This window comes from Corallococcus sp. CA049B (genome assembly GCF_003611685.1).
Classification (GTDB): Bacteria; Myxococcota; Myxococcia; order Myxococcales; family Myxococcaceae; genus Corallococcus; species Corallococcus coralloides.
In genome coordinates this window covers 1-25,580 of record NZ_RAWC01000126.1, presented here as the reverse complement: position 1 = coordinate 25,580, position 25,580 = coordinate 1, and the positions used below count along the sequence as shown (strand labels likewise).

Annotated in this window: 19 protein-coding genes and 1 pseudogene; 6 read left to right on the top strand and 14 right to left on the bottom strand. The window is 68.9% G+C overall.

Annotated elements, in window-relative coordinates; translation table 11 throughout:
* Positions 1 to 118: 118 nt before the first annotated feature.
* On the top strand, positions 119 to 301 hold the full coding sequence (locus tag D7W82_RS24670; protein WP_120620693.1) for a hypothetical protein: 183 nt from the start codon (positions 119 to 121) through the stop codon (positions 299 to 301).
* An 11-nt stretch (positions 302 to 312) separates the two neighbouring features.
* Here D7W82_RS24670 and D7W82_RS24665 read toward each other — a convergent pair whose 3' ends face one another.
* Positions 313 to 1,497, bottom strand: coding sequence for an MFS transporter (locus D7W82_RS24665; protein ID WP_120620692.1), 1,185 nt, complete (start codon positions 1,495 to 1,497; stop codon positions 313 to 315).
* Between the two features lie 122 nt (positions 1,498 to 1,619).
* Here D7W82_RS24665 and D7W82_RS24660 point away from each other — a divergent pair, with 122 nt between their 5' ends.
* Both D7W82_RS24660 and D7W82_RS24655 read left to right on the top strand, forming a co-directional pair.
* Entirely contained in the window at positions 1,620 to 2,528 is a 909-nt protein-coding gene (locus D7W82_RS24660) for a LysR substrate-binding domain-containing protein (RefSeq protein WP_120620691.1), read from the top strand.
* Between the two features lie 98 nt (positions 2,529 to 2,626).
* Positions 2,627 to 3,724: a hypothetical protein gene (locus D7W82_RS24655; protein ID WP_120620690.1), complete on the top strand. Its 1,098-nt coding sequence runs from the start codon at positions 2,627 to 2,629 to the stop codon at positions 3,722 to 3,724.
* Between the two features lie 39 nt (positions 3,725 to 3,763).
* Here the strand turns inward: D7W82_RS24655 and D7W82_RS24650 are convergent, their stop codons facing one another.
* The 4 genes from D7W82_RS24650 to D7W82_RS24640 all read right to left on the bottom strand — a co-directional run bounded on the left by D7W82_RS24650 (position 3,764) and on the right by D7W82_RS24640 (position 8,292).
* Positions 3,764 to 4,630 carry a GNAT family N-acetyltransferase gene (locus D7W82_RS24650; RefSeq protein ID WP_120620695.1) on the bottom strand — a complete coding sequence of 289 codons (867 nt, stop codon included), beginning with the start codon at positions 4,628 to 4,630 and terminating at the stop codon, positions 3,764 to 3,766.
* Positions 4,631 to 4,657: 27 nt separating this feature from the next.
* Positions 4,658 to 5,035 carry an O-antigen ligase gene (locus D7W82_RS24645; RefSeq protein ID WP_304988743.1) on the bottom strand — a complete coding sequence of 126 codons (378 nt, stop codon included), beginning with the start codon at positions 5,033 to 5,035 and terminating at the stop codon, positions 4,658 to 4,660.
* A gap of 225 nt (positions 5,036 to 5,260) precedes the next feature.
* The gene (locus D7W82_RS40160) at positions 5,261 to 6,952 is read right to left on the bottom strand and encodes a hypothetical protein (protein WP_147439510.1); all 1,692 of its coding nucleotides are present in this window, start codon (positions 6,950 to 6,952) and stop codon (positions 5,261 to 5,263) included.
* Positions 6,953 to 7,008: 56 nt separating this feature from the next.
* Positions 7,009 to 8,292, bottom strand: coding sequence for an O-antigen ligase (locus tag D7W82_RS24640; RefSeq protein ID WP_120620689.1), 1,284 nt, complete (start codon positions 8,290 to 8,292; stop codon positions 7,009 to 7,011).
* Between the two features lie 180 nt (positions 8,293 to 8,472).
* Between D7W82_RS24640 and D7W82_RS24635 the strand changes: the two genes are divergently transcribed.
* Positions 8,473 to 9,942, top strand: coding sequence for an MDR family MFS transporter (locus tag D7W82_RS24635; RefSeq protein ID WP_120620688.1), 1,470 nt, complete (start codon positions 8,473 to 8,475; stop codon positions 9,940 to 9,942).
* A gap of 16 nt (positions 9,943 to 9,958) precedes the next feature.
* Here the strand turns inward: D7W82_RS24635 and D7W82_RS24630 are convergent, their stop codons facing one another.
* Positions 9,959 to 11,428, bottom strand: a complete 1,470-nt coding sequence (locus D7W82_RS24630; RefSeq protein ID WP_120620687.1) for an ELWxxDGT repeat protein — start codon at positions 11,426 to 11,428, stop codon at positions 9,959 to 9,961.
* 232 nt (positions 11,429 to 11,660) lie between these two features.
* Here D7W82_RS24630 and D7W82_RS24625 point away from each other — a divergent pair, with 232 nt between their 5' ends.
* A complete protein-coding gene (locus D7W82_RS24625) occupies positions 11,661 to 14,021 on the top strand; it encodes a phosphoketolase (RefSeq protein WP_120620686.1) in 2,361 nt (786 codons plus the stop codon).
* The gene (locus D7W82_RS24620) at positions 14,018 to 15,193 is read left to right on the top strand and encodes an acetate/propionate family kinase (protein WP_120620694.1); all 1,176 of its coding nucleotides are present in this window, start codon (positions 14,018 to 14,020) and stop codon (positions 15,191 to 15,193) included. The genes D7W82_RS24625 and D7W82_RS24620 overlap by 4 nt, the downstream gene beginning before the upstream one ends.
* 714 nt (positions 15,194 to 15,907) lie before the next feature.
* Here the strand turns inward: D7W82_RS24620 and D7W82_RS24615 are convergent.
* From D7W82_RS24615 to D7W82_RS40615, 8 genes and pseudogenes are all read right to left on the bottom strand, one after another.
* A complete protein-coding gene (locus tag D7W82_RS24615; RefSeq protein ID WP_120620685.1) occupies positions 15,908 to 17,026 on the bottom strand; it encodes an LptF/LptG family permease in 1,119 nt (372 codons plus the stop codon).
* The gene (locus tag D7W82_RS24610) at positions 17,023 to 18,135 is read right to left on the bottom strand and encodes an LptF/LptG family permease (protein WP_120620684.1); all 1,113 of its coding nucleotides are present in this window, start codon (positions 18,133 to 18,135) and stop codon (positions 17,023 to 17,025) included. The genes D7W82_RS24615 and D7W82_RS24610 overlap by 4 nt, the downstream gene beginning before the upstream one ends.
* Positions 18,132 to 19,391 (bottom strand): phosphoribosylamine--glycine ligase, encoded by a 1,260-nt coding sequence (purD, locus tag D7W82_RS24605; RefSeq protein WP_120620683.1) that lies wholly within the window; start codon positions 19,389 to 19,391, stop codon positions 18,132 to 18,134. Before purD ends, D7W82_RS24610 begins: the two co-directional genes overlap by 4 nt.
* Position 19,392: 1 nt before the next feature.
* The gene (locus tag D7W82_RS24600; RefSeq protein WP_120620682.1) at positions 19,393 to 22,359 is read right to left on the bottom strand and encodes a zinc-ribbon domain-containing protein; all 2,967 of its coding nucleotides are present in this window, start codon (positions 22,357 to 22,359) and stop codon (positions 19,393 to 19,395) included.
* A 4-nt stretch (positions 22,360 to 22,363) separates the two neighbouring features.
* Complete coding sequence (gene purH / locus D7W82_RS24595) at positions 22,364 to 23,908, bottom strand: bifunctional phosphoribosylaminoimidazolecarboxamide formyltransferase/IMP cyclohydrolase (RefSeq protein ID WP_120620681.1); 1,545 nt, start codon at positions 23,906 to 23,908, stop codon at positions 22,364 to 22,366.
* A gap of 109 nt (positions 23,909 to 24,017) precedes the next feature.
* Entirely contained in the window at positions 24,018 to 24,509 is a 492-nt protein-coding gene (locus tag D7W82_RS24590; RefSeq protein ID WP_120620680.1) for a sigma factor-like helix-turn-helix DNA-binding protein, read from the bottom strand.
* A 57-nt stretch (positions 24,510 to 24,566) separates the two neighbouring features.
* Entirely contained in the window at positions 24,567 to 25,091 is a 525-nt protein-coding gene (locus tag D7W82_RS24585; protein ID WP_120525521.1) for a MerR family transcriptional regulator, read from the bottom strand.
* A gap of 159 nt (positions 25,092 to 25,250) precedes the next feature.
* Positions 25,251 to 25,580: pseudogene (locus tag D7W82_RS40615) on the bottom strand (serine/threonine protein kinase); the annotation flags it as partial.

Below are 25,580 nucleotides of genomic sequence, written 5' to 3'. Positions count from 1 at the left end.
GCCATGCCGCGCATGAGCGATGAACGACTCCGCCCGTTGGTGGAGCGATTCGCGCAACTCGTTCGCGAGCACGCCGTCTTCCGAGAAACCTTCGGACTTATCTGATTTAGATGAGGGGATGCTTCAGGGAGGCGCCAGCTATGTGACCGCGTGCTCACGGCCGGTGGTCCAGGGGCTCGTGGGCATCACCTTCCTGGAGTTCCTCCGCGCCCAGTTGGTCGGCGAGTGGTACCCGAGCACAGAGGGCCGGAAGACCCTCTGGTCCGTGGCCCCAGGCATTGGCTTGGAGCTGGGACTTTAAAGACTGTCGGTTCAGCAGTGCGCTGGGAGCGGCACGCTCACGCGGGCTTCGCGGCGCACCAGCAACAGGACCAGGATGAGGCCTGCTCCAGCCATCGCCGCCCCGGCCAACGCCACGGCCGGATAGCCGAGGTCGAGGCCAATGACCGCCCCACCAAGGGCCGCGCCAGTGGCGTTGCCCAGGTTGAAGGCCCCGATGTTCATGGCCGACGCCAGGTTCGGCGCGTCGCTGGCGGCGGTCATCACCCGCATCTGCAGCGGTGGCACCAGCGCGAAGCTCGCCACGCCCCAGAGGAAGATCACCCCGGCGGCGGGCACCTGCCACGGCATGATCCCAGCGAAGACCACCAGCAGCGTGGCGAGGCCCGCCAGGGTGACAATCAACGTCCGGTCCACCGACCTGTCGGCGAAGCGGCCCCCCAGCCAGTTGCCGATCGTCAGCCCCAGTCCATAGGTCACCAGCATGGCGGTGACGAAACCGGCCGAGGCCCGGGTCTGCTCCTTCAGGATCGGAGCGATGTAGGTGAAGACGGTGAACATGGCGCTGGAGCCGATGACCGTCAGGGACAGGGCGGCCAGGACAGGGCCGCGCCGGAGCACTGCCAATTCAGCCTTCATGGCACCGCTGTCGGACGAGCGCTCGACCTGGCCGTGCGGCAGGGTCAAGCGAAGCGCAACCATCGCCAGGGCGCCCAGCCCCGCGATGCCCCAGAAGGAGGCGCGCCAGCCCAGGCTCTCGCCGGCCCACGCGGCCAGGGGAACGCCGGTGATGTTGGCGACCGTCAGGCCCATGAACATGGCCGCGACAGCGCCGGCCCGCCTGTTGGGCGCGACCACGCTGGCCGCGACGATGGCGCCCACCCCGAAGAACGCGCCGTGGTTGAACGACGTCACCACCCGGGCCGCCATCAAGGTCCAGTACTCCGGCGCGAGCGCGGACAGCAGATTGCCCACGGTGAAGATGCCCATCAGGCCGACCAGCAGGGTCCGGCGCGGCACCCGGCCGGTCGTCAAGGTCATCAACGGCGCGCCGACCAGGACCCCGAAGGCGTAGGCGCTGACCAACAGGCCCGCCGCCGGGATGGAGACGCCGAGGTCCGAGGCGATCACAGGCAGCATGCCCATGGGCGCGAACTCCGTGACGCCGATGCCGAAAGCGCCGACCGCCAGAGCAAGAAGAGGAGCATTGGGCTTCATCTGCGGGAACCTTTCTCTCCCCCGCGGCGACGGTGCGCGACGGGGTGCGTTGTTCTGTGCGCGCAAAGATGGCTGGGAGGCCGCACGCGCGTTAGAGCCCTTGAAAGCCAAGGATTCTTGAGATGAACGCAAAGGTGCAGCCGGGCGGCGCGGATCGGGCGCATGAGATGGCCGTCTTCTCGGCCGTGGTGGCGACCGGCAGCTTCTCGGCGGCCGGGCGTGAGCTGGACCTGAGCCCGTCGGCTGTCAGCCGGACCCTCGACCGTATCGAGGCACGTCTGGGGGTACGCCTGATGCTGCGCACGACCCGGGCCCTGACCCTGACGCCCGAGGGACACGCCTATCTGCGCGCGGCGCGGCGCATCCTGGCGGAGCTGGACGACGCGGAGCAGGCCATCGCCGATCTGGGTGCGCCGCGCGGACGGCTGAGGGTGAGCGCGGCCCAATCGCATGGGCGCCTGTGCGTGGTGCCCCTGCTGGGCGACTTCACGGCGCGATACCCCCATATCCTGGTGGACATCAACCTGACGGACAGGGTGGTCGACATCGCGGCGGGTGAGGCGGACGTCGCCATCCGCTTCGGCCCGCTCGCGGACAGCGGATTGACCGCGCGCAAGCTTGGCGAGAGTCCGCGGGTGATCGTGGCATCACCCGACTACCTGGCCCTACGCGGGACGCCGAGGGTTCCAGAGGACCTGCACCACCATAACTGCCTGAACTTCAATTTTCGTCGGGCCGAAGCGGTCTGGCCCTTCGTGCGCGACGGGCACGAATACAGTCTGTCCGTGAAGGGCTGCATCGAAGCCAATAACGGAGAGACCCTGGGCCAGCTGGCCGCGTCCGGCGTGGGGGTGACGCGGGTCGGCGCATTCAGCGTCGAGGAAGAGCTCCGCTCGGGCCGCTTGGTTCCGCTGCTGGAGCAATACAATCCAGGCGACGTGGAGAACATTCACGCCGTCTTTGTCGGCGGCGCCAACCTGCCCGCGCGCGTCAGGGTGTTCGTCGACTACCTGGCGGACGCCTTGCGCTGACGCCTCGGCCTGGAGCTTGGACTCTGACAAATCCTCGCGAAGAATCAGGGCGAGGAGCCCCTGGGATCCGTGATGCGGGCGTAGAGTCACGTACCCTCATGAACTCCATTCGCTCCATCGCGCTCTCCTGTGTGGTCGTGCTCGGCTTCTTCGCCGCGTGTAGTGACGACTCCCCCACCCCCGGCGGGCCACCCGACGCATCGGTGGCGGACGGCTCGGTGCCTGAGATGTGCACTGACGCTGGCACCACGCAGTGCGGCGACACCTGCGTCCGCACCGACAGCGACCCGGCTCACTGCGGCGGGTGCGACCAGGCCTGCGCGAGCACCGATGCCTGTGAGTCCGGTGTCTGCGTCGCGGTCTGCCGGATCGACGGCCAACAGTTCGCGGCCGGTGCGGTGAATCCCGCGAACGCGTGCGAGCAGTGCCTGCCTGAGATGTCCGCGACCACCTGGACACTGCTCGTGGACGGGACGACCTGCGGCGCGGGTCAGCTCTGCTCGGCGGGCGCATGCGGCCCGAAGTGCCTCATCAACGGCACGTTCTACGACGAGGGCACACCGAATCCGACGAACGCCTGCGAAGTCTGCACGCCCGCGACGTCAACGACGGCGTGGTCTCCGCGCGAGGCCATTCCGCTGCTGGTCGGCGGCGCCGACATCGTGGCGCAGGGCTGGACTACGATCGCACAGGCGCCGAACACGCTCACGTATGGCGAGGACTACGTCCGCCTCGCGACGTCAACGGACAGCGGCGGTCGAACGAGCGGGCAGTTGCTCCTCGCGAAGACGAACGCGGTCGCCCCGACGCAGCCGTTCACGCTCCGCGTGACGATGCAGGTCGAGTCGGTGAGCAGGCACAACCAGCTCGACAGCGGAGCGGCCATCCTGGGGAGTCTCACCGGCTCGGTCGGCAATGGGACGGATCGCTCGCAGATGATCTACCTGGACAGCGCGGCGATTGGCTGGGCGGATGACTCGCAGTCCTCGGCGTTCTCCGTGACCGATGGCGCGTATCACGTCTACGAGCTCGCGGTGGATGCCGACAAGGTGGCGACGGTGAGCGTCGACGGTGTCGCGAAGCTCACGCGGAACAACTTCACGACGAACGGCACCATCGCCATCGGAGACCAGACCAACGACCCGAACGTCGACGGCGTGGTGCGGATCAAGTCGGTCGAGAAGCTCTGCCAGTGAGGCGCTCTTCTGTCCCCATGGATTGGCATGGGGACAGAATCACGTGTGGGCCATGATCGGGAACCGGTGGGCCTCTGGTGAAAGCCGGAGGCCCCGCACGAACAGGTCGGCCTCCGTGTCCTCACCGGCCTCCACGGCACCGGGCCAGTAACGCTCCGGAGTGAAGCCGAAGCGGAGGGTCCGGATGGGCCGATCAATCAATCGGGGGATCCAGGCTCGCAGGTCGAAGGGCTCCCGAGCGAAGACATCTTCGAGGTAGAGCGTGTCTCCCTCGACGCCCGCGAACACCCAGGCGTCCGGGCCCAGCTGCCGCAGGGGCCTCGCGAAGCCATTGGCCACGGGCCAGCTCGCCACCGTCCCGTAGCCACGCGCGCCGAAGCGCTCCGTTGACGGGAGCCCCTCGCTGGAGAGCGCGGCAAGTCCGACGCGCACTTCCGCGTCCTCCAGTGACAGCGTGGGCGCGGGCGGACCTTCTGGCACTGCATCGTACGTGACGGCGAACAGCGTCTGCTTCCACGGTTGGAACCCGAAGCGCGGGTAGAACTGGCGCACGGTGGGGTTGGCGAAGAGCAGCACGGGCGCGTCCCCACACGCGTCCAGCGCGGCGCTCATGACCACCCGTGCCAGTCCCCGCCCACGATGCGACGGCAGGCAGCCCACGGCGCCCAGCTGGTAGGCCGTCACCTCGCGCCCTTCCATCACCAGGCGCATCCGCATCACGGAGGTGTTGGCCACCACTCGGCCAGCCTCCAGCAGAGAGAACGCCCGATAGGCGTCGTCCCACTCTCCCCATGCGCGCCAACGACGGAAATCCGCGCGGCGGAACACCTGGGGCACGTAGTCACAGAACAGGTCCTGCAACCCAGCATCGAACTGCCCGATCTCAGTGACCGCAACGGGTTCCATCACACGCCCCCCAGTCAGCTTGAATGATCAATCAGGTTCATGGCGGAGCGGCGTACTGAACTCGCACAGCCCCAGTCCCCACACGAGCATGAATGACAGGTGCACGCTGGGGTGGAACGGCAGGTAGTGCACCAGGGCCAGGACGTGGAAGCCCACGAAGGACAGCAGCGCTCCCGTGGCCGGAATCGAACCCGCGCGGTGCCTTCGCACCAGCGCCCTCGCCAGCAGGAAGTGCATCGTCGCCAGCAGCACCAGCCCCACGAGCCCCGTCTCCGCCCACGCCGTCAGCCAGAGGTTGTGGGAGTCCGTGGCCAACAGGTCGGTGATGCCCGTCTCCGCCTGCGTCGCCAGGGCCGCGGGTTTGTGATTGCCGAAGCCCACGCCCACCGTCGAAGGTTGCGGCATGGCCAAGCTAATATTCGACAGAGGGCGCGTCAATCACCCCGAATCACGATCGCCAAGACGGGAACTCGTTGCCGTTGGTGTGCAAGGCGCGCCGCGACGAGGGCCGCACCCATCCCAATCCTGAGGCATCCCCTCATTTATGATTCTCCCTCTGAGCCCGCTTGGTCGGCTGCTCAAGGTTTCTCCGAGGGGAAACTTCAAATGAGGGGATAGCTCAGCTCCCAATCATCTCCCGCTGGCTCCCGACCCACCTGGAACATAACTAAATGTCGCAATCCTTCGGCCGTCCTTCAAGCCAAGCTGAGCACCGTTCCACAACTGAAACAAGGGGGCGGCCTCACTCAAGTAAGTCGCCGCATCAGGGAGATCTTTCGCCGCCCGCCAAAGATCCTCAATAGTCCCAGCCTTAGCGCGAGGAATACCTTCATTCTCAATCCATTCCAAACTAACAAACGGGTAGCGCGCATCGAAACAAACAACACCGCCCTCCCTCTCAACCACAATAACCTGCCACAACTCCCACCCAGACCTCAATTTTACACCAAAGCGCGACTCAATCGCCGACTGAACCTCACCTCGATTACTCTCGACAACCAAGCACTGCCGAACCGCATCTCCAACATCGCGCTCAGCCCTCTTAATCTCCAATAGATTTGTCGGCAAAACAAACGACTTAACCTGAACACCCAAAACAACACCTAAACCAGAATCGACAACCAGAATATCAATATCAGTCAAAACACTCCCATCCGGACCGACAACATTGACATCATTAGCAACAAGCAATCCACCCACCGACCTAAAGGCCGCAAGCAGCCGATCAATATGACGATCGTCTCGCTCGTTTCCAATAGCCGATGGATTTATTGCTCCACGGGCGGTGGCCTGCTCGCGCATCAAAGGAAGATTGCTGCGTATGATCGAAAGGGGCAGAAATGCAACTCGTCCGCCTCGCATTGGAACCAAGGGATACCCCTGAATACCATGCCGTGCCTCAACCCCTCTTCGTACGAGTGACTCAGCGAATCGCTCTGCCATTTCAATAGGCAATCGAGCCGACCGGCTCATTTCACGAACCAGCGTGTCCATATCGGCGAGACCAACAGCCGACAGCATTACGGGGCGCACCATACCTCTGACGCGAGTGACATATTTATATGCTCGCACATGAAAGAGGGCTCGCTTCACTGCCCATTGATACAACGGCAAGAGAGCGTCGATGGTCTGACGAATACTAAAACCACCCCACACCTCCCGCTCCCCAACATGAGCGAACTGCTTCCTCAACAGGGCATCAGCAATAGTTTTGCATCTATCATTAAACCAGTCAGCACGAGGGAGTTTGAACTCAAGAGGCGTCTCCAGGCTCTGCCTCACCACCTCCTCATCCATTCTCGACAAGAATAAAGACGACATATATTCGCCAGCAAGATCGACACCATCAGCGCGACGATCCGCAAGCCAGCGCACTCCTAGCCATCGGCTTCGCTGCTCGGCAACAAGTGGCGCCTGAGGAAACATCAACAACCAATCAGACTTCGACTTGGCCACAACCATACGACCAAGCGCAGCATTAACCACATAACTAACGACCGAGGAGTAATAAAACGCCGGACCAGCCCATTCTCTAACCAACCTCAATGCAGCCCGAACATTACTACCGGCCAATGCACCATTCGGGGACCGAGCAATAACATGATCAAGAACGGGCGCGACATAGTCATTATAGTCGAACCCCTCCTCGTTCAAATAGGCCATACTCTCAATGGTCGCCAAATAGGCTAACTTCAAATCATCTTGTTCGAACTCATTGCTCGCCAGAGCACTTAATCCGCCATCAAGCTCGGCCCCCAGCGCATTGAGTTCCTTGCGATCCAGTATGCGCTCGATTTCTTCTTGAACCACATAGTCAGACATGACTTCCACACCCCAAGCAATAGAATAACAAACTCAGCCTTCAAAACCACATTCAGTCAACCAATCGGTCCGGCTTCGTCAACAGGATTCGGATTCATACGTTCATACAAACCCAGGCCCCAGATGAGCATGAACGACAGGTGCACGCTGGGGTGGAACGGCAGGTAGTGCACCAGGGCCAGGACGTGGAAGCCCACGAAGGACAGCAGCGCTCCCGTGGCCGGAATCGAGCCCGCGCGGTGCCTTCGCACCAGCGCCCTCGCCAGCAGGAAGTGCATCGTCGCCAGCAGCACCAGCCCCACGAGCCCCGTCTCCGCCCACGCCGTCAGCCAGAGGTTGTGGGAGTCCGTGGCCAGCAGGTCCGTGATACCCGTCTCCGCCTGCGTCGCCAGGGCCGCGGGTTTGTGATTGCCGAAGCCCACGCCCACCCATGGGTGCTCCCGCACCAGCCTCCAGCCCACGGACATCGCGAGCGAGCGCTCTCCGCTGCCGAAGAGGTTGTCCACCGCCTTGCCGAACCGCTCCCGCCACGCGGGCGTCAGCAGCACCACGGCCACCAGCGCCACCGCCACTCCGAGCCCTGCCTTGCGCGCCGTTCCGCGCAGCAACAGCAGCAACGCCAGCACGCACACGCCGAGCGCCGCGCCCAGCGCCGCTCTCGCGAACGCGCCGTAGATGGACAGCAGCAGCCCCAGCACCATCACCCCGGCCACCACCCGCCGCCGCGTCACCTTGGAGCGACCAATCACCGCCAGCGCCGGGCCCAGGACGGCAATCGCTCCGTGCGCGAACCGCAGCCGGTGGAAGAAGAGTCCTCCCGCCGCGTACCTCGGGTTCTCCTCCGTCCCGAAGTTCTCGTGCAGGCGCGACAGGTTCAGCTTCGTGAACTTCGGCGGCTCCCAGGGCCACGGCACGCGGTGCTGGAAGAAGCCCAGCGCCGCCGCCAGCAGCCAGCCTCCCGCGATGAGGCTCCCCAGCATCAGCCACGGCACTCCCAGCGTCCCGATGCACGCGACCGCTGCTCCCGCCACCGTGTCCAGCGCCTGGCCGTACCTCGCGCCCCGAGGCCACTTCGTCGCGGCTCCCGTCAGCAGCGCCACTGCCGGGGACACCAGCTGCCAGGCGCACAGGGCGACGCTCGCCAGCACGAACGCCCTCACGTCCTTCTCCAGCCGCAGCCGCTTCGTCACCGCCAGCGCCAGGGCCAGCGCCGTGGCCAGGATGGCTCCGGCCTGGAGCACCGCCTCCGCCAGCACCAGCCCTACCGCGTAGAGCCCCAACACCGCGGCGACCGCCGTCTTCCAGCGCCCTGACTCGACCGTCTTCGTATCCGTGCCCATGCCGTGCGCCTCGAACTCGCGAGGCCGGTGGACCCTATCCCACCTCGTGCTCCCCTGCCCTTCCCGACGGGCCCCGGAATCCCCGGCGATGGGCTCCGTCACTCCTTTTCACACGCTTGACGTTGGCGCTCCGGGCAGGCACGCGTTACCCAGGGTCCTCTCCCGGGTCCCCCTTCCGACATGCGCACCACCCATCGACCGTTCACCACCCTGGCTCTGGCGCTGTCACTCTTCGTGGCCGCGCTGGAGATGACCGTCGTCTCCACCGCCATGCCCACGGTGGTCAGCGACCTGGGCGGCATCCAGCACTACGCGTGGGTCTTCACCGCGTACATGCTGTCCTCCACCATCACCGTCCCCATCTACGGGAAGCTCGCGGACCTCTACGGCCGCAAGCCCATCGTCCTCTTCGGCTCCACCCTGTTCCTCGCGTCGTCCATCGCGTGCGGCCTCTCCACGTCGATGAACATGCTGATCGCGTTCCGCGTCCTCCAGGGCCTGGGCGCCGGGGCCATGCAGCCCATCGCGCTCACCATCATCGGGGACATCTACACGCTGGAGCAGCGCGGGAAGGTCCAGGGCGCGTTCAGCGCCGTGTGGGGCATCGCCGGGCTCGCGGGCCCGCTCACCGGCGGCCTCATCGTGAAGTACCTCACCTGGCACTGGATCTTCTTCATCAACATCCCCATCGGCATCGCCTCCATGGTGCTGCTCGTCGCGTTCTTCCACGAGCAGCTCAAGCCCAAGGTGCGTGCCCGGCTCGACTACGCGGGCGCGGCGCTGCTGTCCTCGGGCGTCGTGGCGCTGCTGTTCGGCGTGCAGGGCTCCGGGCGGACACTGCTCGCCCTTCCTGTCGCCGCGGTGCTCCTCACCGCGTTCGTGTTCGTGGAGCTTCGCGCCGCCGAGCCCATCATCCCGATGAGCATCTTCAAGATCCCCACCATCGCCATCTCCAGCGTGGCGGGCGCCCTCTTCTCCGCCGCCCAGTTCGGCGCGACCACCTACGTGCCCCTGTACGTGCAGGGCGTGCTCGGTGGCTCCGCCACGATGGCGGGCGGGATGATCACCCCCATGATCGTCGGCTGGCCGCTGGCGAGCCTCATCGGCGGCAGGCTCATGGTCCGCACCGGATTCCGGCCGCTCATCGTCGGCGGGCTGGGGCTGGCCTCCATTGGCACCGTGCTGATGGCGCTGCTGCTCAAGCCCGGGGCTTCGATGCTGGTGCCGCAGATCGCCATGGGGTTGTTTGGCATTGGCCTGGGCTTCGCCGCCATGGCGACCATGGTGGCGGTCCAGACCACCGTGGGCTGGGAGCTGCGCGGCGTGGCCACCGCGAGCAGCATGTTCTTCCGCACCATCGGTGGGTCGCTGGGCGTGGGCGTGATGGGCGGCGTGCTGGTGTCGCAGCTCATGAAGGACCCGAACGTCCCCGTGAGCGCGGCCACGGAGCTGCTCGGCCCCGAGCACGGACGCGGGCTGGCTCCCGCCGTCCTCGAGACGCTCGGCAGCGCGCTGAACACCGGGCTGTCCATCAACTTCTGGATCATGTGCTCGGCGATGATCGCCGCGTTCGCGGCGGGCCTGTTCTTCCCCAAGGTGAAGCGCGTCACCACGCCCGTGAACATGTCCGACGTCACCGCCTCCCACTGACCGCCCGGCGGCCTTGTCACTTCGCGCTGGCGCTCAGCGGCGTGCAGGTCACGGTGGCGGGCACGGACCACAGCGCGTCCCCGTGGACGCCGGAGTACCCCCGGAAGTAGATGGTGTTGCCCACGCGGGTGAACTCCTCGGGGATTTCGGCGCCCGGGCTGGAGGTGGTGACGCGGCCCGTGCCCGCTGGCGTGCCATTGGTCACTTGCGGCATGAGCCCCATGTCGCCATCCCCGGAGCTGAAGAGCAGCGTTCCAGCGCCCGTGTCGAACAGGGGCGAGCTGCGAACATCGGCCGTGGTGAGCCGCAGGCTGAGCTGCTGCGTCCCGCCCGCCTTGCCGTCCGTCACCCACAGGCTGACCTGGCGAGCCGCGGGCCCCGGAGAGCTGATCCACTCGGAGAAGTAGAGCTTCCCGCCCGCCTCCTGCGAATCCTGGATGTAGGGCTCGGGGGAGGGCTGGCCCGCGAAGGGGTTGGGCAGCGTCGTCACCGTGGCCTTCCCGCCGCCGGAGAGCAACAGGCGGTACAGCTTCAGGTGCTCGTTGTCCGCGGTGCGCCCGGCCACGACGACGTACGGCCCCACCGAGCCCAGCAACGTCACCTGCTTGCCGAAGGTGTCCAGGCGCACGGTGCCCGCCGCCGTCCCGTCCGTCCGCCACACCTCCGTCCCGGACGTGTCCTCCAACGTGAACAGCCCCAGGCCGGTGTAGCTCGGCCGCGCGGACGTCACGGGCGGCTGGCCCGCGTCCAGACGCTTGACGACGCGGGTTCCCACCGCGGTGCCATCCGTCCGCCAAAGGCGCGTGCCGTGGACCGTGTCCTGGAGGAAGAACAGCAGCGCGCCGTGCGTCCGCAGCGTGGGGTAGGCCATGGACTCCTCCGGCCCGAAGGAGACCACCCGGTGGGTCCCCGCCGTCGTGCCATTCGAGCGCCACAGCTCCATCCCGCTCGCCGTCGTGAGGAAGAAGCTCAGCTCACCTCTCAGGGAGGTGAGATTCGACAGGGAGGAGCTCTCGGGGCCCGGCGTGAGGTCCTTCACCAGCCGCGTCCCCGCCGCCGTCCCGTCCGTCACCCACAACTCCCTGCCGACCACCGGGTCGTTCATCGTGAAGAAGAGGCGCGAGCCCACGGCGGTGAAGGAGGCGAATTCGCGGAAGGTCAGCCCCTCGGGGGGAAACTCCTTGAACGGCGCGGTGCCCGCCGGAGTGCCGTCACTGCGCCACAGGGCCGCCGGCCCCTGGTAGGGATCCGCGGAGAAGAACAGCGTGCCCGCGACGTTCGTCAGCCCGGACGGAATCGGCCGGAACGGTGACGGGAGCGGCGCGTCCGGGGGGAGGAGGTCCTTCACCTTGGTGGCGGCCAGCGCGGGCGTGCACGCCTGGGCCTGGACCTGCCGCTCCTCCGCCGCGGGCTCCTCCGCGTCCTGGATTCCGCCACACCCCATGAGGCACAGCCCCACCAGGCCCACCATCCATCGCTTGCGCATCGCCCGCCTCCTCGTCAGTCCAAGGCACGGGACAGTGGGACGCGGGCAGGTGACCGCCAATGTGTCCCGAGGGGACCAGGGCGTGTGGTGCATCCGACGGGCGCCCGAGACTCCTGCCGCTGTCGGGAAACCGACGCGCTCCACTTTTCCCATCACAGACATTGCATGGCGTGGGTCAGCTGGAGTCCCATCCTCCCGGGGGATGCACGGCCTTCACCTCGGGAGATGAAAGATGGCGGGTCCGCTGAGTGACGAGGAGCTTGGAAAGATCGACGCCTACTGGCGCGCGGCGAACTACCTGTCCGTCGGGCAGATCTACCTCAAGGACAACCCGCTGCTGGAGCGGCCCCTGACACGGGAGGACATCAAGCCGCGCCTGTTGGGCCACTTCGGCACCACGCCCGGCCTCAACTTCATCTACGTCCACCTGAACCGCATCATCCGGAACCACCGGGCCAACATGATGTATCTCATTGGCCCCGGCCACGGCGCGCCGGGCATCATCGCCAACACGTTCCTCGAAGGCTCCTACACGGAGCTGTATCCCAACATCGAGCGCAACCGCGACGGCATGAAGCGCCTGTTCCGCCAGTTCTCCTGGCCCTACGGCGTCCCCAGCCACGACGCGCCCGAGGTCCCCGGCTCCATCAGCGAGGGCGGCGAGCTGGGCTACGCGCTCCTCCACGCGTACGGCGCCGTGCTGGACAACCCGGACCTCATCGTCCCCTGCGTCGTCGGCGACGGCGAGGCGGAGACGGGCGCGCTCGCCGCGAGCTGGCACTCCAACAAGTTCATCAACCCCATCACCGACGGCGCCGTCCTGCCCATCCTGCACCTCAACGGGTACAAGATCGCCAACCCCACGGTGCTCGCCCGCATCGACGCCGACGAGCTGGAGGCCCTCTTCAAGGGCTACGGCTACACGCCCTACGTCCTGGAGGGTGACGACCCGAAGGACATGCACCAGCGGATGGCGCAGGTGCTGGACACGCTCTACGCCGAAATCACGCGCATCCAGCGCCACGCCCGAGAGAAGAACGACCCCACCCGCCCGCGCTGGCCCATGCTCGTGCTGCGCACCCCCAAGGGGTGGACCGGCCCGAAGGTGGTGGACGGCAAGCCCGTGGAGGGCACGTGGCGTGCGCACCAGGTCCCGTTGGAGGAGGTGCGCGACAACCCCGAGCACCTGAAGATTCTCGAAGCGTGGCTCCACAGCTACCGGCCCCGCGAGCTGTTCGACGCGAATGGCACCTTCCGCGAGGAACTGGCGGACATCGCGCCCAAGGGCCGGCTGCGCATGGGCGTCAACGTGCACTCGAACGGGGGCCAGCTGCTGGTGCCGCTCGTGCTGCCGGGCTTCCGCGACTACGCGGTCGACCCGGGCGTGCCCGGCTCCAGGCAGGTCAGCGCCACCCGGGTGCTGGGCGGCTACCTGCGGGACGTGATGCGCCACAACCTGGCGACGAAGAACTTCCGCATGTTCGCCCCGGACGAGAACGCGTCCAACCGGCTCCAGGACGTGTATGCCGTCAGCGGCAAGAGCTGGGACGCGAAGCTGGAGCCCACGGACGAGAACCTCTCCGTCGACGGCCGCGTGATGGAGGTCCTGAGCGAGCACCTCTGCCAGGGCTGGCTGGAGGGGTACCTGCTCACCGGACGCCACGGCTTCTTCTCCTGCTACGAGGCGTTCATCCACATCATCGATTCGATGTTCAACCAGCACGCCAAGTGGATAAAGAGCGCCAGGGAGCTTCCGTGGCGCAAGCCCATCGCGTCGCTGAACTACCTGCTCAGCTCGCACGTGTGGCGGCAGGACCACAACGGGTTCTCCCACCAGGACCCGGGCTTCATCGACCACGTGGCCAACAAGAAGGCGGACACGGTGCGCATCTACCTGCCGCCGGACGCGAACACGTTGCTGTCGGTGACGGACCACTGCCTGCGCTCGAAGAACTACGTGAACCTCATCATCGCGGGGAAGCAGCTCTCGCCGGTGTGGCTGGACATGGAGAGCGCGGTGCGCCACTGCGCGGCGGGCATTGGCGCGTGGGACTGGGCGGGCAATGACGGCGGCGACCCGGACGTGGTGATGGCCTGCGCTGGCGACGTGCCCACCCTGGAGACGCTGGCCGCGGTGACGCTGCTGCGCGAGTGGGCTCCGGAGCTCAAGGTGCGCGTGGTCAACGTGGTGGATGTCTTCACGCTCGCGCCCGTGCACGTGCATCCGCACGGGCTCAACGAGGAGGACTTCAACCGCCTGTTCACCACGGACAAGCCCGTGGTGTTCGCGTTCCACGGCTATCCCACGCTCGTGCACAAGCTCACGTACAACCGGGCCAACCACGGCAACATCCACGTGCACGGGTTCAAGGAAGAGGGCACCACGACGACCCCGTTCGACATGACGGTGCTCAACGACATGGACCGCTTCACCCTGGCGCTGGATGCCATCCGGCACTCGAAGGCCGCGCGGCACCGGCTGGGCGACGCGGAGCAGCGCTTCTCCGAGGTGCGCCAGCGGCACAAGCTCTACGTGTCCGAGCACGGCGAGGACATGCCCGAGGTGGCCGACTGGAAGTGGACCGCGCGATGAGCGACCCGGGCGCGGTGCTGGTCATCAACAGCGGCTCGTCGTCGCTGAAGTTCGGCCTCTACGTCGAACGGGACGGCCAGGAGGTGGTGCGGTTCAAGGGAAGCGCGACCCGCATCGGCGCGGAGCAGGGCCGGCTGGTCGTGAAGGACGGCGCGGGGAGGCAGGTGCGCGCGGTGGACGTGCGGCACCCGTCGCAGGAGGACGCGTTCCGCGAGGCCGTGCGGCACCTGGAGAAGCTGGGCGGAGAGCGGCCCCGCGGCATCGGTCACCGCGTGGTGCATGGCGGTCCCCACCTGCGCAAGCACCAGGCCCTGACGCCGGAGGTGATGAAGGCGCTGGAGGAGGCGACGCACTTCGCGCCGCTGCACATCCCTCCAGCGCTGCGGCTCATCCGGGCCACCGAGCGGCAGTACCCGGGTGTGCCGCAGTTCGCCTGCTTCGACACGGCCTTCCACGCGACGATGCCCGAGGTCGCGTCGACGTTCCCCCTGCCCCGCTCCGTGAGGGACCAGGGCGTGCAGCGGTACGGCTTCCACGGCCTGTCGTATGAGTCCATCGTGGCGAGGCTCGAGCCCCAGGTGCCCGCGCGCACCGTGGTGGCCCACCTGGGCAACGGCGCGAGCCTCGCGGCGCTGGAGCGCGGGCGCTCCGTGGACACCTCCATGGGCTTCACGCCCACGGGTGGCATTCCCAGCGGCACCCGGACGGGCGACCTGGATCCGGGCGTGCTGCTGTTCCTGATGCGCACGGGCGGAATGGACGCGGCTGCGCTGGAGACGCTGGTGAACCACGACGCCGGGCTCCGGGGCTTGTCGGAGGGGACCAGCGACATGCAGGCCCTCACGCGCGACGCGGCGGCGGGCAACGCGGCGGCGGCGCTGGCGGTGGACGTCTTCACGCGAAGCATCGCGAAGACGGTGGGCGCCTACGCGGCGGTGCTCGGCGGACTGGACCTGCTCGTGTTCACGGGCGGCATCGGGGAGAACAGCGCGCGGGTCCGCGAGGGCGTGTGCGCGAGGTTGGGCCACCTGGGCATCCAGTTGGACGCGCAGCGGAACGAGGCGGGCGCGGCGGACATCACGACCGATGCGTCACCGTGCCGGGTGCGCGTGCTGCCAAGCGATGAGGAGGTTCAGCTCGCCCGTCACACGCGCCGGCTCCTCCGCGGTTGAAGCCCCTTGCCCCTCCGGGCCCGAATTCCACTCGTACTGCGGGGAAGTGAGAACCCCGCCGACCCCTCCGTCGGCGGGCGGAGACCCACTCAAACCTGTCCGACTGTCGGACAGGTTTTGGAATTCCTCGGCCGCCCGGGGCCTCCGCGACGCCCGGGCGGCGAAAACCTGTCCGACAGGCTTGGAGTCCCTGGACGGGCGGGATGCCCTCGAGGTCGGACCGCAAAAACTTGTCCGACTGTCCGACAGGTTTTGGGGTTCCTGGACCGGCGGGGTCCCGCGAAGTCGAACCGCGGAAACCTGTCCGACTGTCCGACAGGTTTTGGAACTCCTCGGCCGCCCTGGGGCCTGCGCGACGCCCGGGCCGCGGAAACCTGTCCGACTGTCCGACAGGTTTGGACGTCCACAGCCGGGAGCATCCATGGCATCCGGGCCCCCGACGCCGGTCCGACAGTCGGACAGGTTTTGAATGCCCGTAGCCCGAGGGTCACCGCGCCAACTGGGTCCCGGAACCCAGTCCTACTGTCGGACAGGTTTTGAATGCCCGTAGCCGGAGGGGCTCCGCGCCAGCTGGGTCCCCGAAACCGGTCCTACTGTCGGACAGGTTTTGGACGTCCTCGGCCGGAGGGGCACCGCCAGCTGGGTCCCCGAAACCGGTCCTACTGTCGGACAGGTTTTGACCGCGCCGGGCCCGGGCGGGTGTGCCTGCCGGGCTCAGGCCTGCCGCGTCACGCTTCGGCGCGGGAAGTGCAGCAGGCCTTCGCGGCGCAACCACAGGGCCGCTGCCACCACGGTCAACAGTGTCGTGGGCATCCAGGCCGCCACGGCGGGCGCCAGTCGCTCGGTGAGCACCAGCGTGCGGGACACCACCATCAGGCCCCACATCGCCACGGCGATGAGCAGCCCCTCCACTACCGCCGCCGTCAGGTGCCCGCGCCGGTTCGTCCGCAGCGCCAGGCCCACCGCGAGCAACGCCGCGGGCAGCCCCGCCAGCGGATACGCGAAGCGGTTGTGCCACGCGAGCTGGAAGGCCTTCGTCGCGAGCCCCACCTCCGCTCGCGCGACAATCTGCTCGCCCAGCTCTCCCAGGCGCATCTGCTCCGGACGGCCCGGCCGGATGCGGAACGTCGTCGCGCCCACGCCCAGCTCGTACTCCGCGGCGGGCTGCTGCGTCACGGACGTACGCCCGTCCTCCGTGAACGTGCGCTCCACCACGTCCGTCAGCTCCCAGCGCGTGCCCTCCACCGGGCGCATCCGCCCTGCGTCCACGCGGCGGCGCAGCTTGAACTCCGGCGTCAGCGTGAAGATGGAGACGTTCTCGAAGCCCTCCTGCGGGTTGCCGCCTCGCAGGAAGAAGATGGAGTCGCCTCGCCGGAACCACTGCTTCGGCGTGTAGTACATCCGCCAGTCGCCCCAGCGGTTGAAGCGCTGCGTGGTGATTTCATCCACGCGCCGGCCCGCTCGCGCGGCCACCGTCTCGTCGAACGCCACCAGCCCCACGCACGCCACCAGCGCGCAGACGCCCACCGGCAGGTACAGCGCCGCCGGCCCGAAGGTGAGTGAGCGCAGCGCCGTGACCTCACCCTTCTTGCGCAGCGCCGACACCGTGGTGCCCGCCGCCAGCAGCAGCGCCGCCGGCCCCAGCTGCTGCACCGTCACCAGCGCCTTGTAGCCATAGAGCTTGAGCACATCCATCACCCAGCCCTCGCCCCCGTAGGCCTTCGCGCGGTCCACGAAGTCCACCACCAGGAACACCGCCACCACGCCCGCCAGGATGCCCAGCGTGTAGCGCACGTACGCGCCCACCACGTACCGGAAGAGGGTGCCCCTCATCGCACCGTCCCAGAACGCGTCACGCGGTACAGCGCGAACGCCCCCACCACCATGAAGAGCACGTTCGCCAGCTGCCCCGCGAAGAACACCGGCATCTGGCCCTTCTGTCCCATCTGCTCGAAGGCGCGGCTCAGGAGGTAGTAGAGGACGTAGCCGCCCAGCGTCAGCAGGTAGCCCCACGCGCGGCCCGACTGCCTGCGGCCAATCGCCAGCGGCGTGCCCAACAGCGCGAACGCCACCGGCGCCACCGCGTTGCCCATCCGGCTGTGCAGCGCCATCAGGAAGGGCCGTGAATCCTCGCGCCGCTCCTCCGCGTCCTTCGCCGCCGCCAGGAGCTCCGCGGGCGTCAGCTCCTCCTTCGGCGAGCGGAACCGGTTGCGCCGCGACAGCGACCCGCCCAGCCCCACGTTGATCTCCGCCTTCTCGAAGGCGACGACGCTCGCGTCCACCGAGGAGCGGTTGGCGCGGTGCACCTCGCCCTCCTTCAATTCAATCCGCAGCGCCTCGCCCCGCTCGGACGTGCCCACGCTGCCCTTGTGCGCCAGCACCAGCAGCGGCGAGCTGGGGTCGCGGTCGTCGTGCAACAGCACGTTCGTCCACCCGCCGCCCTTGGGCGCCACCTTCTGCGCGTACAGCGTCAGGTCGCTCAGGTCCTCGTAGAAGACGCCGGACTTCACGTCGCCCGCGACGTTCTTCTGGATGACCTCGCCCACCAGGTCCTTCACGCCCGTGAGGCCCCACGGCTCCACCGTGGACGTCAGCAGCACCATGAACGCGCTCAGCGCGATGCCCACGCCCAGCGGCGCCGCCAGCAACTGGAGCGGGCTGATGCCCAGGGCCTGCAGCGACGTGAGCTCCCGGTCCTCGCCCAGCCGCCCCAGGCCCAGCAGGATGGCCAGCAGGAACGCGATGGGTAGCGCCATCACCAGGAAGTGCGGCGCCAGGTACGCGATGAGCCGGCCCAGGTCGACCAGCGTCACCGCCGAGCCCAGCAGCACGTCCGTGCCGCGCAGGAACTGCATCACGAACAGCAGCAGGAACATGAACGCCACCCAGACACACAGGGGGACGAGCAGCTCCTTGAGCAGGTATCGCGCCAGCAGCTTCACGGCCGCGCCCGCAACCCCCGCGCGCCAATGTCCCGGCGGAAGTGCTTGCCCTCGAAGCGCACGGCGTCCGCCGACTCCAGGGCCCGCTCGCGCGCCGTCGCCAGGCTGTCGCCCCGCGCGCACACCGTCAGCACCCGGCCCCCCGCTGTCACCAGCGCGCCGTCCTGCTTCGCCACGCCCGCCAGGAACACGGGCGCGTTCGACGCCACCGCGTCCAGCCCTTCAATCCGCGCGCCCCTCTTCGGCGCCTCCGGGTAGCCCTCCGCCGCCAGCACCACGCCCACCGACGCGCCCGGGAACTGCTTCAGCGGCCGGGGCTCCAGCGTGCCCTTCGCGCACGCCTCCATCAGCGGCAGCAGGTCCTCGTCCACCTGCATCATCAGGACCTGCGTCTCCGGGTCGCCGAAGCGCGCGTTGAACTCCAGCACCTTCGGGCCGGACGCCGTGAGCATCAGCCCCGCGTACAGCACCCCGCGCAGCGGCGTGCCGCGCTTCTTGAGCGCCGCCAGCGTGGGCGCGATGACCTGCTCGCCCACCTGGGCCAGCTGCGCCGGCGTGAGGAACGGCGCCGGGCAGTACGCGCCCATGCCGCCGGTGTTGGGGCCCGTGTCGCCCTCGCCCACGCGCTTGTGGTCCTGCGACAGCGGCAGCAGCACGTAGCGCTCGCCGTCGCACAGGGCCATGAGCGACACCTCCTCGCCCTCCAGCAGCTCCTCCAGCACCATCCGCTGGCCCGCCTGCCCCATCTGGGCCACGGCGCGCACGGCGTCGCGCGCGGCCTTCGCGTCCGGCGCGACGATGACGCCCTTGCCCGCGGCCAGGCCGTCCGCCTTCACCACGATGCGGCCCTGCGCCACGGCGTACGCCTCCGCCTCCGCCGCGTCCGTGAAGACGCGGAAGGCCGCGGTGGGCACGCCCGCCTCCGCCATGATTTCCTTGGCGAAGGCCTTGGAGCCCTCGATGCGCGCGGCCGCCGCGACGGGGCCGAAGCACGGGATGTCCACCTGCGCCAGCGCGTCCGCGACGCCCGCGACGAGCGGCGCCTCCGGGCCCACCACCACCAGGTCCACGCGCTCGCGGCGCGCCAGCGACACCACCGCCTCCGGCGAGTCCGCCTGCAGGGGCACGTTGGTGCCCCACCGCGCCGTGCCCGGGTTGCCCGGGCCCACGAGGAGCCGCGAGAGACGAGGACTCTGGGCCAGCTTCCACGCGAGCGCGTGCTCGCGACCGCCCGACCCCAGCAACAGGACCTTCACGTCAACCTCGCTCGTCCAGTTTGAAGAGCAGCTTCTTCGCCGGGAAGTAGGACGGATCCAACCCCACCACCTTCTCCAGCACCGCGCGCGCCTCCTGCGGCTTCGACGTCACCAGCAGCTCCGCCAGCTTCGTCTGCGCGGACAGCATCTTCGGCGCGACGTCCAACGCGGACTGCAACGCGCGCATCGCGCCCGCCACGTCCCCGGCCGCCGCCAGCGCGAGCCCCAGCGACAGACGCGCCACCGGCAGCCCGCGCTCGACGCCCACCGCGCGCACCGCCAGGTTCCGGGCCTGCGGCCCCTTCGTGTCCAGCGCGATGAGCGCCCGGTACGCCTGGGCCCCGCCGCTGTTCGCGTTGACCTCCACCACGGAGCTCAAGAGCCGCTCCGCGGTCTGCCGGTCCCCCTGATGGAAGCGCACCAGGGCCTCGTAGAGCAGGGGCTGCACGTCCTCGGGGCGGTCGCCCAGGGACTTCACCACGTTCTCCACGCCCACCAGCGTGTCGCCCGGCCGCAGCCAGAAGCGCGACAGCGCGGGCCGGGGCGCCAGCCGCAGCGGATCCCACACGCGCGCCTCCAGCACCGGGTAGAACAGGCGGAAGGCCTCGTCGCGCTTCTTCGCGCTCGCCGCCGCCACGCCCTCCAGCAGCTTCGCGTCCATGCGGCGGTCGTCCAGCCGCACCGCCTGCTGGAAGCGCTCCTGGGCTTTGGCCACGTCGCCTTCCAGGAGGTGCACGCGCCCTTCCAGCACCTTCTCCAGCGCCGCGTCCTCCAGCCGGCCCTGGAAGCCCTTCAGGTGTTCGCGGGCCAGGGCCGCGTCCTTCTGCGCCAGCGCCACCAGGAACCACTGCAGGTGGGCCTCCGGCATCGCCGGCACCGCCTTCAGGGCGGCGGCGGCGGCGGTCACCGCGGCGGCGTCATTGCCCGCCGTGCGCTCCGCCGCGGCCAGGTGGCTGAAGATTTCGGAGGCGTCGCGCGGGCCGTAGCGGGACGCGTTCTTCGTCAGGTCCTTCAGGACGCGCACGGCTTCGCGCGCGTTGCCCTCCGCCTGGTAGCGCAGCACCGCCAGCGCCAGGGAGGCGCGCACGTCGCCCGCCTTCGCCTTCAGCCGGTCCTCGTACAGCTTGCGCGCGCGAGCGGTCTCCCCCACCTCCACGTAGATGCGGGCGGCGGCCTCAGCGCTGTTCCAGTCCTGCGGATCCAGCTCCATCCGCTGGCGCAGCTGCTTGAGCGCCAGCCCGTACTGGCCGGCCTGCTCGTGCGCGAGCGCGCTGTAGTAGTCCACGCGCTGGAGGTTCGGCGCCAGCTTCCGCGCGGCCTCGAACTCCTGGTTCGCCAGCGCACGCGACGTGGCCACCTGCGAGCGGCCCAGCACCAGGTGCGCCTCCGCCTTGTAGGCGTCAGCGGCGTTCGACTGGGACAGCACCTCCGTCGCCAGCCGCGCCGCCTCCTCCAGGTTGCCGGCCTGACGCGAGCGCGCCAGCAGCAGGTTCGCGTGCGCGACGAGCAGCGCGGGCGTCTCTCCGGCCATGCGCGTCGCGGCCTGGATGAGCTCGCGCGCCTCCTGGAAGGAGTTGTCGTCCATGCCCGGACCGCGCCCGAGCGCCAGCGCCTGCACGTACCCGGCGATGGCGTCCGTGCTGCGGGGGTCGAGCAGCAGCGCCTGCTGGAAGGACTCCTCGGCTTCCGCGTAGGCGACGCGCTGATCCAGCGCGAGCTGCTTCTGCCCGGCGGCCAGGTGCTGCTCGCGGGTGCCCTCCAGCTCCAGGAACTGGAGCTTCCAACGCCCCACCGTGGCCAGCACCTCCGGAGGCACCGCGGCCGGAGCGGCGGGCTGCGCGTCCCGGACCCGCTGCTCCTGCTGCGGCTTGTGCACGAGGAAGTAGTAGCCCGCGCCGCCGGCCCCGAGGACCGCCAGCGCCAGCAGGCTGAACACTCCCGCACGGCTGCCGCCGCTGCCGCCACGCTGCGCGCTGCGGACCGGCGCGGCCGTGATGTGCGACGTGCGAGCGGGCTTCACCGAGCTCACGCGCGAGTCCGGCGCCAGCGCGGTGGCGCCCTCGGACCGGGGTTCGTCCCCGGCCCCAGCGCCGTCCAGGCCGCTCATCACGGGCAGCTCCACCAGGGCGCCGCCGCCGGACGGAGGCGGCGCCACCTCGGGCGCCACCAGCACCGTGGACTCCCGGGGGAACGCGGACTCCTGCTGCTTGCAGGCCTCGCAGATGCCCAGGGCCTGGTCGAAGGGGTCCGTCAGGTCCTTGCCGCACGAGCGGCAGTTCGTGTGCGTCTCCGGTTTCGGGATGACCGGCGCGGGCGCGCGGGCGGACATGCGGCCCAGCGACACCGCCCCGGCGGGAGTCGAGGAGGCCCGTCCAGGCGCGGGCGCGCCGTCCGGCTCCAGACCTCCGGGCGCCGGGCCCAGGAAGTCGAGCAGCGGGTCTTCCGGAACGGCCGGAGCCGCGGGCTTCGCCGACGCCGCCACCCCGGGCACGGGAGGACCGGGCTTCGCGGCGGGCGCCGGAGCCGACGGGCCCAGGTTGGCGAACGGGTCCGGAGGAAGGCCCCCGGGGGCCTTCGACGCGGGCGGCCCCAGGTCCGCGAACGGGTCCACGCTCCCCGGCGGTCCCAGCTCCGGCATCTCGCCGAGGTCCCCGAAGAGGTCCGACTTCGCGACCGCCTTCGGTGCTGCCAGGGGCTCCGGCGGCTTCGCCGCGACGGGCGCGGCGGCCGGAGGGCTCCGGGGCTCGCGCGCGACCGGAGGCGCCGGGGCGGCCGTGGGCGGCTTCGGCTCCGCGGCGGCGGGAGGCACGGCCCCTTCAGCGGGAGCCGTCACGGACGCGGCCGAGGCCTCCCGCTTCACGAGCTGGAGGTGACGGCAGCGGGGACATTGCGCACGGACGCCCTTGGTCGTGATCAACCGATCGTCGATCGCGTAGGCCGCCGCGCATTTCTGGCAGACGATGCGCATGAAGTTAGTGGCGGAAGTGTCGCACTCCCGTCACCACCATTGCCATTCCATGTTCGTCCGCGGCGGCGATCACCTCCGCGTCCCGGACAGACCCGCCCGGCTGGATGACCGCCGTCGCCCCCGCCCGGGCCGCCTCGTCCAGCCCGTCCCGGAAGGGGAAGAAGGCGTCCGAGGCCACGGCGCTCCCCTTGAGGGCCTCGCCACCCCGCGTCATCGCGATGCGCACGGAGTCCACCCGGTTCGTCTGCCCGCCGCCCTGGGCCAAAAGCTGGGCCGGCGCCGCGAAGACGATGGCGTTGCTCTTCACGTGCTTGCACACCTTCCAGGCGAAGCGCAGGGCCCGCTCCTCCTCCGGCGTGGGGGCGCGCTTGGACACCACCTTCCACTCCAGGGGCGGCTCCACCGCGTCGCGGTCCATGAGCAGCATGCCCCCGGACACGCTGCGCGCGTCCACCTGGGCCCGGGGCGCCGCCGTGGCGGACGCCAGCGCGGGGCCCGCCTCCAGCAGGCGCAGGTTCTTCTTCCCGGCCAGCACCTGGAGCGCCACCGCCGAGTACGACGGCGCGATGACCGCCTCCAGGAACGTCTCCGCCATGGCCTTCGCCGTGGCCTCGTCCACTTCGCGGTTGAAGGCGACGATGCCGCCGAAGGCGCTCACCTCGTCCACCGCGCGGGCGGTGCGGTAGGCCTTCTCCAGCACGTCGTCCACCGCCACGCCGCACGGGGTGTTGTGCTTGATGACCACCGCGCAGGGCTTCTCCGGGAACTCCAGGACGAGCCCCAGGGCCGCGTCCAGGTCCAGGATGTTGTTGTACGAGAGCTCCTTGCCCTGGAGCACCTTGGCGAAGGCGACGGACGGCTCCTTCGGCGCGGCGTATTCCTTGTAGAAGGCGCCGCGCTGGTGCGGGTTCTCCCCGTAGCGCAGCCCCTGCACCTTGCGGAACGCGAGCGACAGCTCCTCGGGGAAGGGCTCCCGCGCCTCGCCGGACAGCCACCCGGAGATGGACGCGTCATAGGCCGCCGTGTGCGCGAACGCCTTGCGCATCAGCCGGCGCCGCGTCTCCAGGCCCACGGCCTTGTGGCCTTCAATCTCCGCGAGCACCGGCGCGTAGTCGTCCGGGTCCACCACGATGGCCACGTGCTTGAAGTTCTTCGCGGACGCGCGGACCATCGCCGGCCCGCCGATGTCGATGTTCTCGATGACGTCGTCCTCGCCCGCGCCGGACGCCACCGTCTGGCGGAACGGGTAGAGGTTCACCACCACCAGCGAGATGGGCTCGATGTGGTTCGCCGCCATCTCCGCCTTGTCACTCTCCAGGTCGGGCCGGCCGAGGATGCCGCCGTGGATGCGGGGGTGGAGCGTCTTCACGCGGCCGCCGAGGATTTCGGGACTCTGCGTGTGCTCGGACACCTGGGTGGCGGGGATGCCAGCGGCCTTCAGGGCCTCCAGGGTGCCGCCCGTGGAGAGCAGCCGGTAGCCCAGCCGCACCAGGCCCTGGGCAAAGGGGACCAGACCGCGCTTGTCGGAAACGCTCAGGAGAGCCAGCACGTGTGCGCCTCGCAATGGGTGGGGGGTGGCGCGGGTCCTAGCAACCACCCCCTGGGGTGTCAACGCAACACGTCACCCCAGGCCCTGAAGCGAAACAGTGCCCTGCCCTCTAGGGCTTGCGAGCAGACACGGGAGGCTCTGCCTCCGTGGCCTCGCGCAGCTTCATCAGGCCGCGCGTCTCCACCTGGCGGATGCGCTCGCGGGTGAGGTTCATGATCTCCCCCACCTCTTCCAGCGTGATTCCGCCCTTCTCCGCCACGTCCAGGGCGCAGGTGTGCTCCAGCTCCGTGATTTCCTTGTCCGGGAAGTTGAGCTTGATGGAGCCCGTCTCCGGGTTCACGTCCAGGTAGAGGTTGTGCTTGCAGGACACGAAGAGGCACGGGCGCGGGCCGTTGATGCAGTCCGCGCGGGTGCGCGGCCGCTGCTCGTCCACGGCCTTGAGGGTCTCCGCCTCTTCCGGGTCCAGCTGACCGGCGAGCCTGCGCCGGCGCAGGTCGCGCGCCATCTCCTTGCGCGACATCGTCTTGGAGCGCCGGCGTTCCGCGGGCTGCTCCTCCTCATTCCCCCCCTCGCCCTCCTGCAGCTGCTTCACTTCCGACATGTGTCGTCCTCCAGATGCGTGGAGTCTACCCGGTTCAACAGGACCCTGGGGGGCATCCTATTGTGGCCGGAGCGTTTCGTCTTCACGCGCCGTGACGGCGCTGCCCAACCGGGCGACATCGCGGACCAGATCCTGCGCCCGTTGCCTGAGCGTTGCCAACTGGGCTTCGAGTGACCTCCTGCGTTCTCCTCCCAGGGGCCGTCCTCCCAGCTCCTCCTGGAACCCGTCCAGCACTTCCGACAGGTCCCTCTGGAGCTGGTCGATGTGGTTGCGGTGGAACACGAAGGAGCGACGGATGTCCTCCAGGGTGTGTCCTTCGGCCATCATCTTCTTGATGACGTTGATGCGCCGCACCGCTTCCACCGGGTAGAGGCCCAGGCTGCCCTGGTGCTTCCCCTTGCGGCCCACACGGCGGCTGCGGGGGAGCAGACCGGCCTGGACGTACTTCCGGAACGTCGCCTCCGAGAGCCTCACGCCCCGGGGCCGGAAGATTTCCAGGATCGCGTTCGCGGGCAGACCTCCCGCGTTTTCGCGCTCGATGCGCTCGAGTTCATCGGGCGCGAGCAGGTCCATCGATTCCATTGAATAGAGGCTACTGAATGGACGCCATAGGTGCCAGATTCGCGCGTCATTCGTCAAGGAAGACGAGCAGTCGGGCGGACGCACGTCGTCCGGCCGACGCTGCGCGCCGGCTGCCGGGGGCTTCAGGGGAGGGAGGGACGGGAGGGGTGCTGCTTCAGCTCAGCGGCCGCGAGGCGCGCGGAACTCCTGCAGCACGGTGCCGTCCGCGGGGACGACGACGGTGAACGTCTTCTTGCTGGTCGGGTGCTGGAAGGTCACGGCGTACGTGCCGGCCGGCACCTTGTAGGTCGCGCGGCCCTGCACGTCCCCGAGCCGCTTCGCGCCCAGGTAGACGGTGGCGTAGGGGGTGGCCTTCACCTGGAGCGTGCCCATGGCCTTCGCGGAGTCCGCGCCGGGTGGCTCCGTGGCGGGGTCCGCCGTGGGCGTCGTGGCGGGGGCGGCCGGTCCGGTGGACGGAGCCAGGGCGGCTTCGCGCTGCTGCCCTTCCCG

What these genes read in the sequence shown, in the direction of transcription:
- D7W82_RS24670 (WP_120620693.1), top strand. Translation starts at nt 119, where the DNA reads ATGCTTCAGGGAGGCGCCAGCTATGTGACCGCGTGCTCACGGCCGGTG.
- D7W82_RS24665 (WP_120620692.1), bottom strand. Translation starts at nt 1,497, where the DNA reads ATGAAGCCCAATGCTCCTCTTCTTGCTCTGGCGGTCGGCGCTTTCGGC.
- D7W82_RS24660 (WP_120620691.1), top strand. Translation starts at nt 1,620, where the DNA reads ATGAACGCAAAGGTGCAGCCGGGCGGCGCGGATCGGGCGCATGAGATG.
- D7W82_RS24655 (WP_120620690.1), top strand. Translation starts at nt 2,627, where the DNA reads ATGAACTCCATTCGCTCCATCGCGCTCTCCTGTGTGGTCGTGCTCGGC.
- D7W82_RS24650 (WP_120620695.1), bottom strand. Translation starts at nt 4,630, where the DNA reads ATGGAACCCGTTGCGGTCACTGAGATCGGGCAGTTCGATGCTGGGTTG.
- D7W82_RS24645 (WP_304988743.1), bottom strand. Translation starts at nt 5,035, where the DNA reads ATGCCGCAACCTTCGACGGTGGGCGTGGGCTTCGGCAATCACAAACCC.
- D7W82_RS40160 (WP_147439510.1), bottom strand. Translation starts at nt 6,952, where the DNA reads ATGTCTGACTATGTGGTTCAAGAAGAAATCGAGCGCATACTGGATCGC.
- D7W82_RS24640 (WP_120620689.1), bottom strand. Translation starts at nt 8,292, where the DNA reads ATGGGCACGGATACGAAGACGGTCGAGTCAGGGCGCTGGAAGACGGCG.
- D7W82_RS24635 (WP_120620688.1), top strand. Translation starts at nt 8,473, where the DNA reads ATGCGCACCACCCATCGACCGTTCACCACCCTGGCTCTGGCGCTGTCA.
- D7W82_RS24630 (WP_120620687.1), bottom strand. Translation starts at nt 11,428, where the DNA reads ATGCGCAAGCGATGGATGGTGGGCCTGGTGGGGCTGTGCCTCATGGGG.
- D7W82_RS24625 (WP_120620686.1), top strand. Translation starts at nt 11,661, where the DNA reads ATGGCGGGTCCGCTGAGTGACGAGGAGCTTGGAAAGATCGACGCCTAC.
- D7W82_RS24620 (WP_120620694.1), top strand. Translation starts at nt 14,018, where the DNA reads ATGAGCGACCCGGGCGCGGTGCTGGTCATCAACAGCGGCTCGTCGTCG.
- D7W82_RS24615 (WP_120620685.1), bottom strand. Translation starts at nt 17,026, where the DNA reads ATGAGGGGCACCCTCTTCCGGTACGTGGTGGGCGCGTACGTGCGCTAC.
- D7W82_RS24600 (WP_120620682.1), bottom strand. Translation starts at nt 22,359, where the DNA reads ATGCGCATCGTCTGCCAGAAATGCGCGGCGGCCTACGCGATCGACGAT.
- D7W82_RS24590 (WP_120620680.1), bottom strand. Translation starts at nt 24,509, where the DNA reads ATGTCGGAAGTGAAGCAGCTGCAGGAGGGCGAGGGGGGGAATGAGGAG.
- D7W82_RS24585 (WP_120525521.1), bottom strand. Translation starts at nt 25,091, where the DNA reads ATGGAATCGATGGACCTGCTCGCGCCCGATGAACTCGAGCGCATCGAG.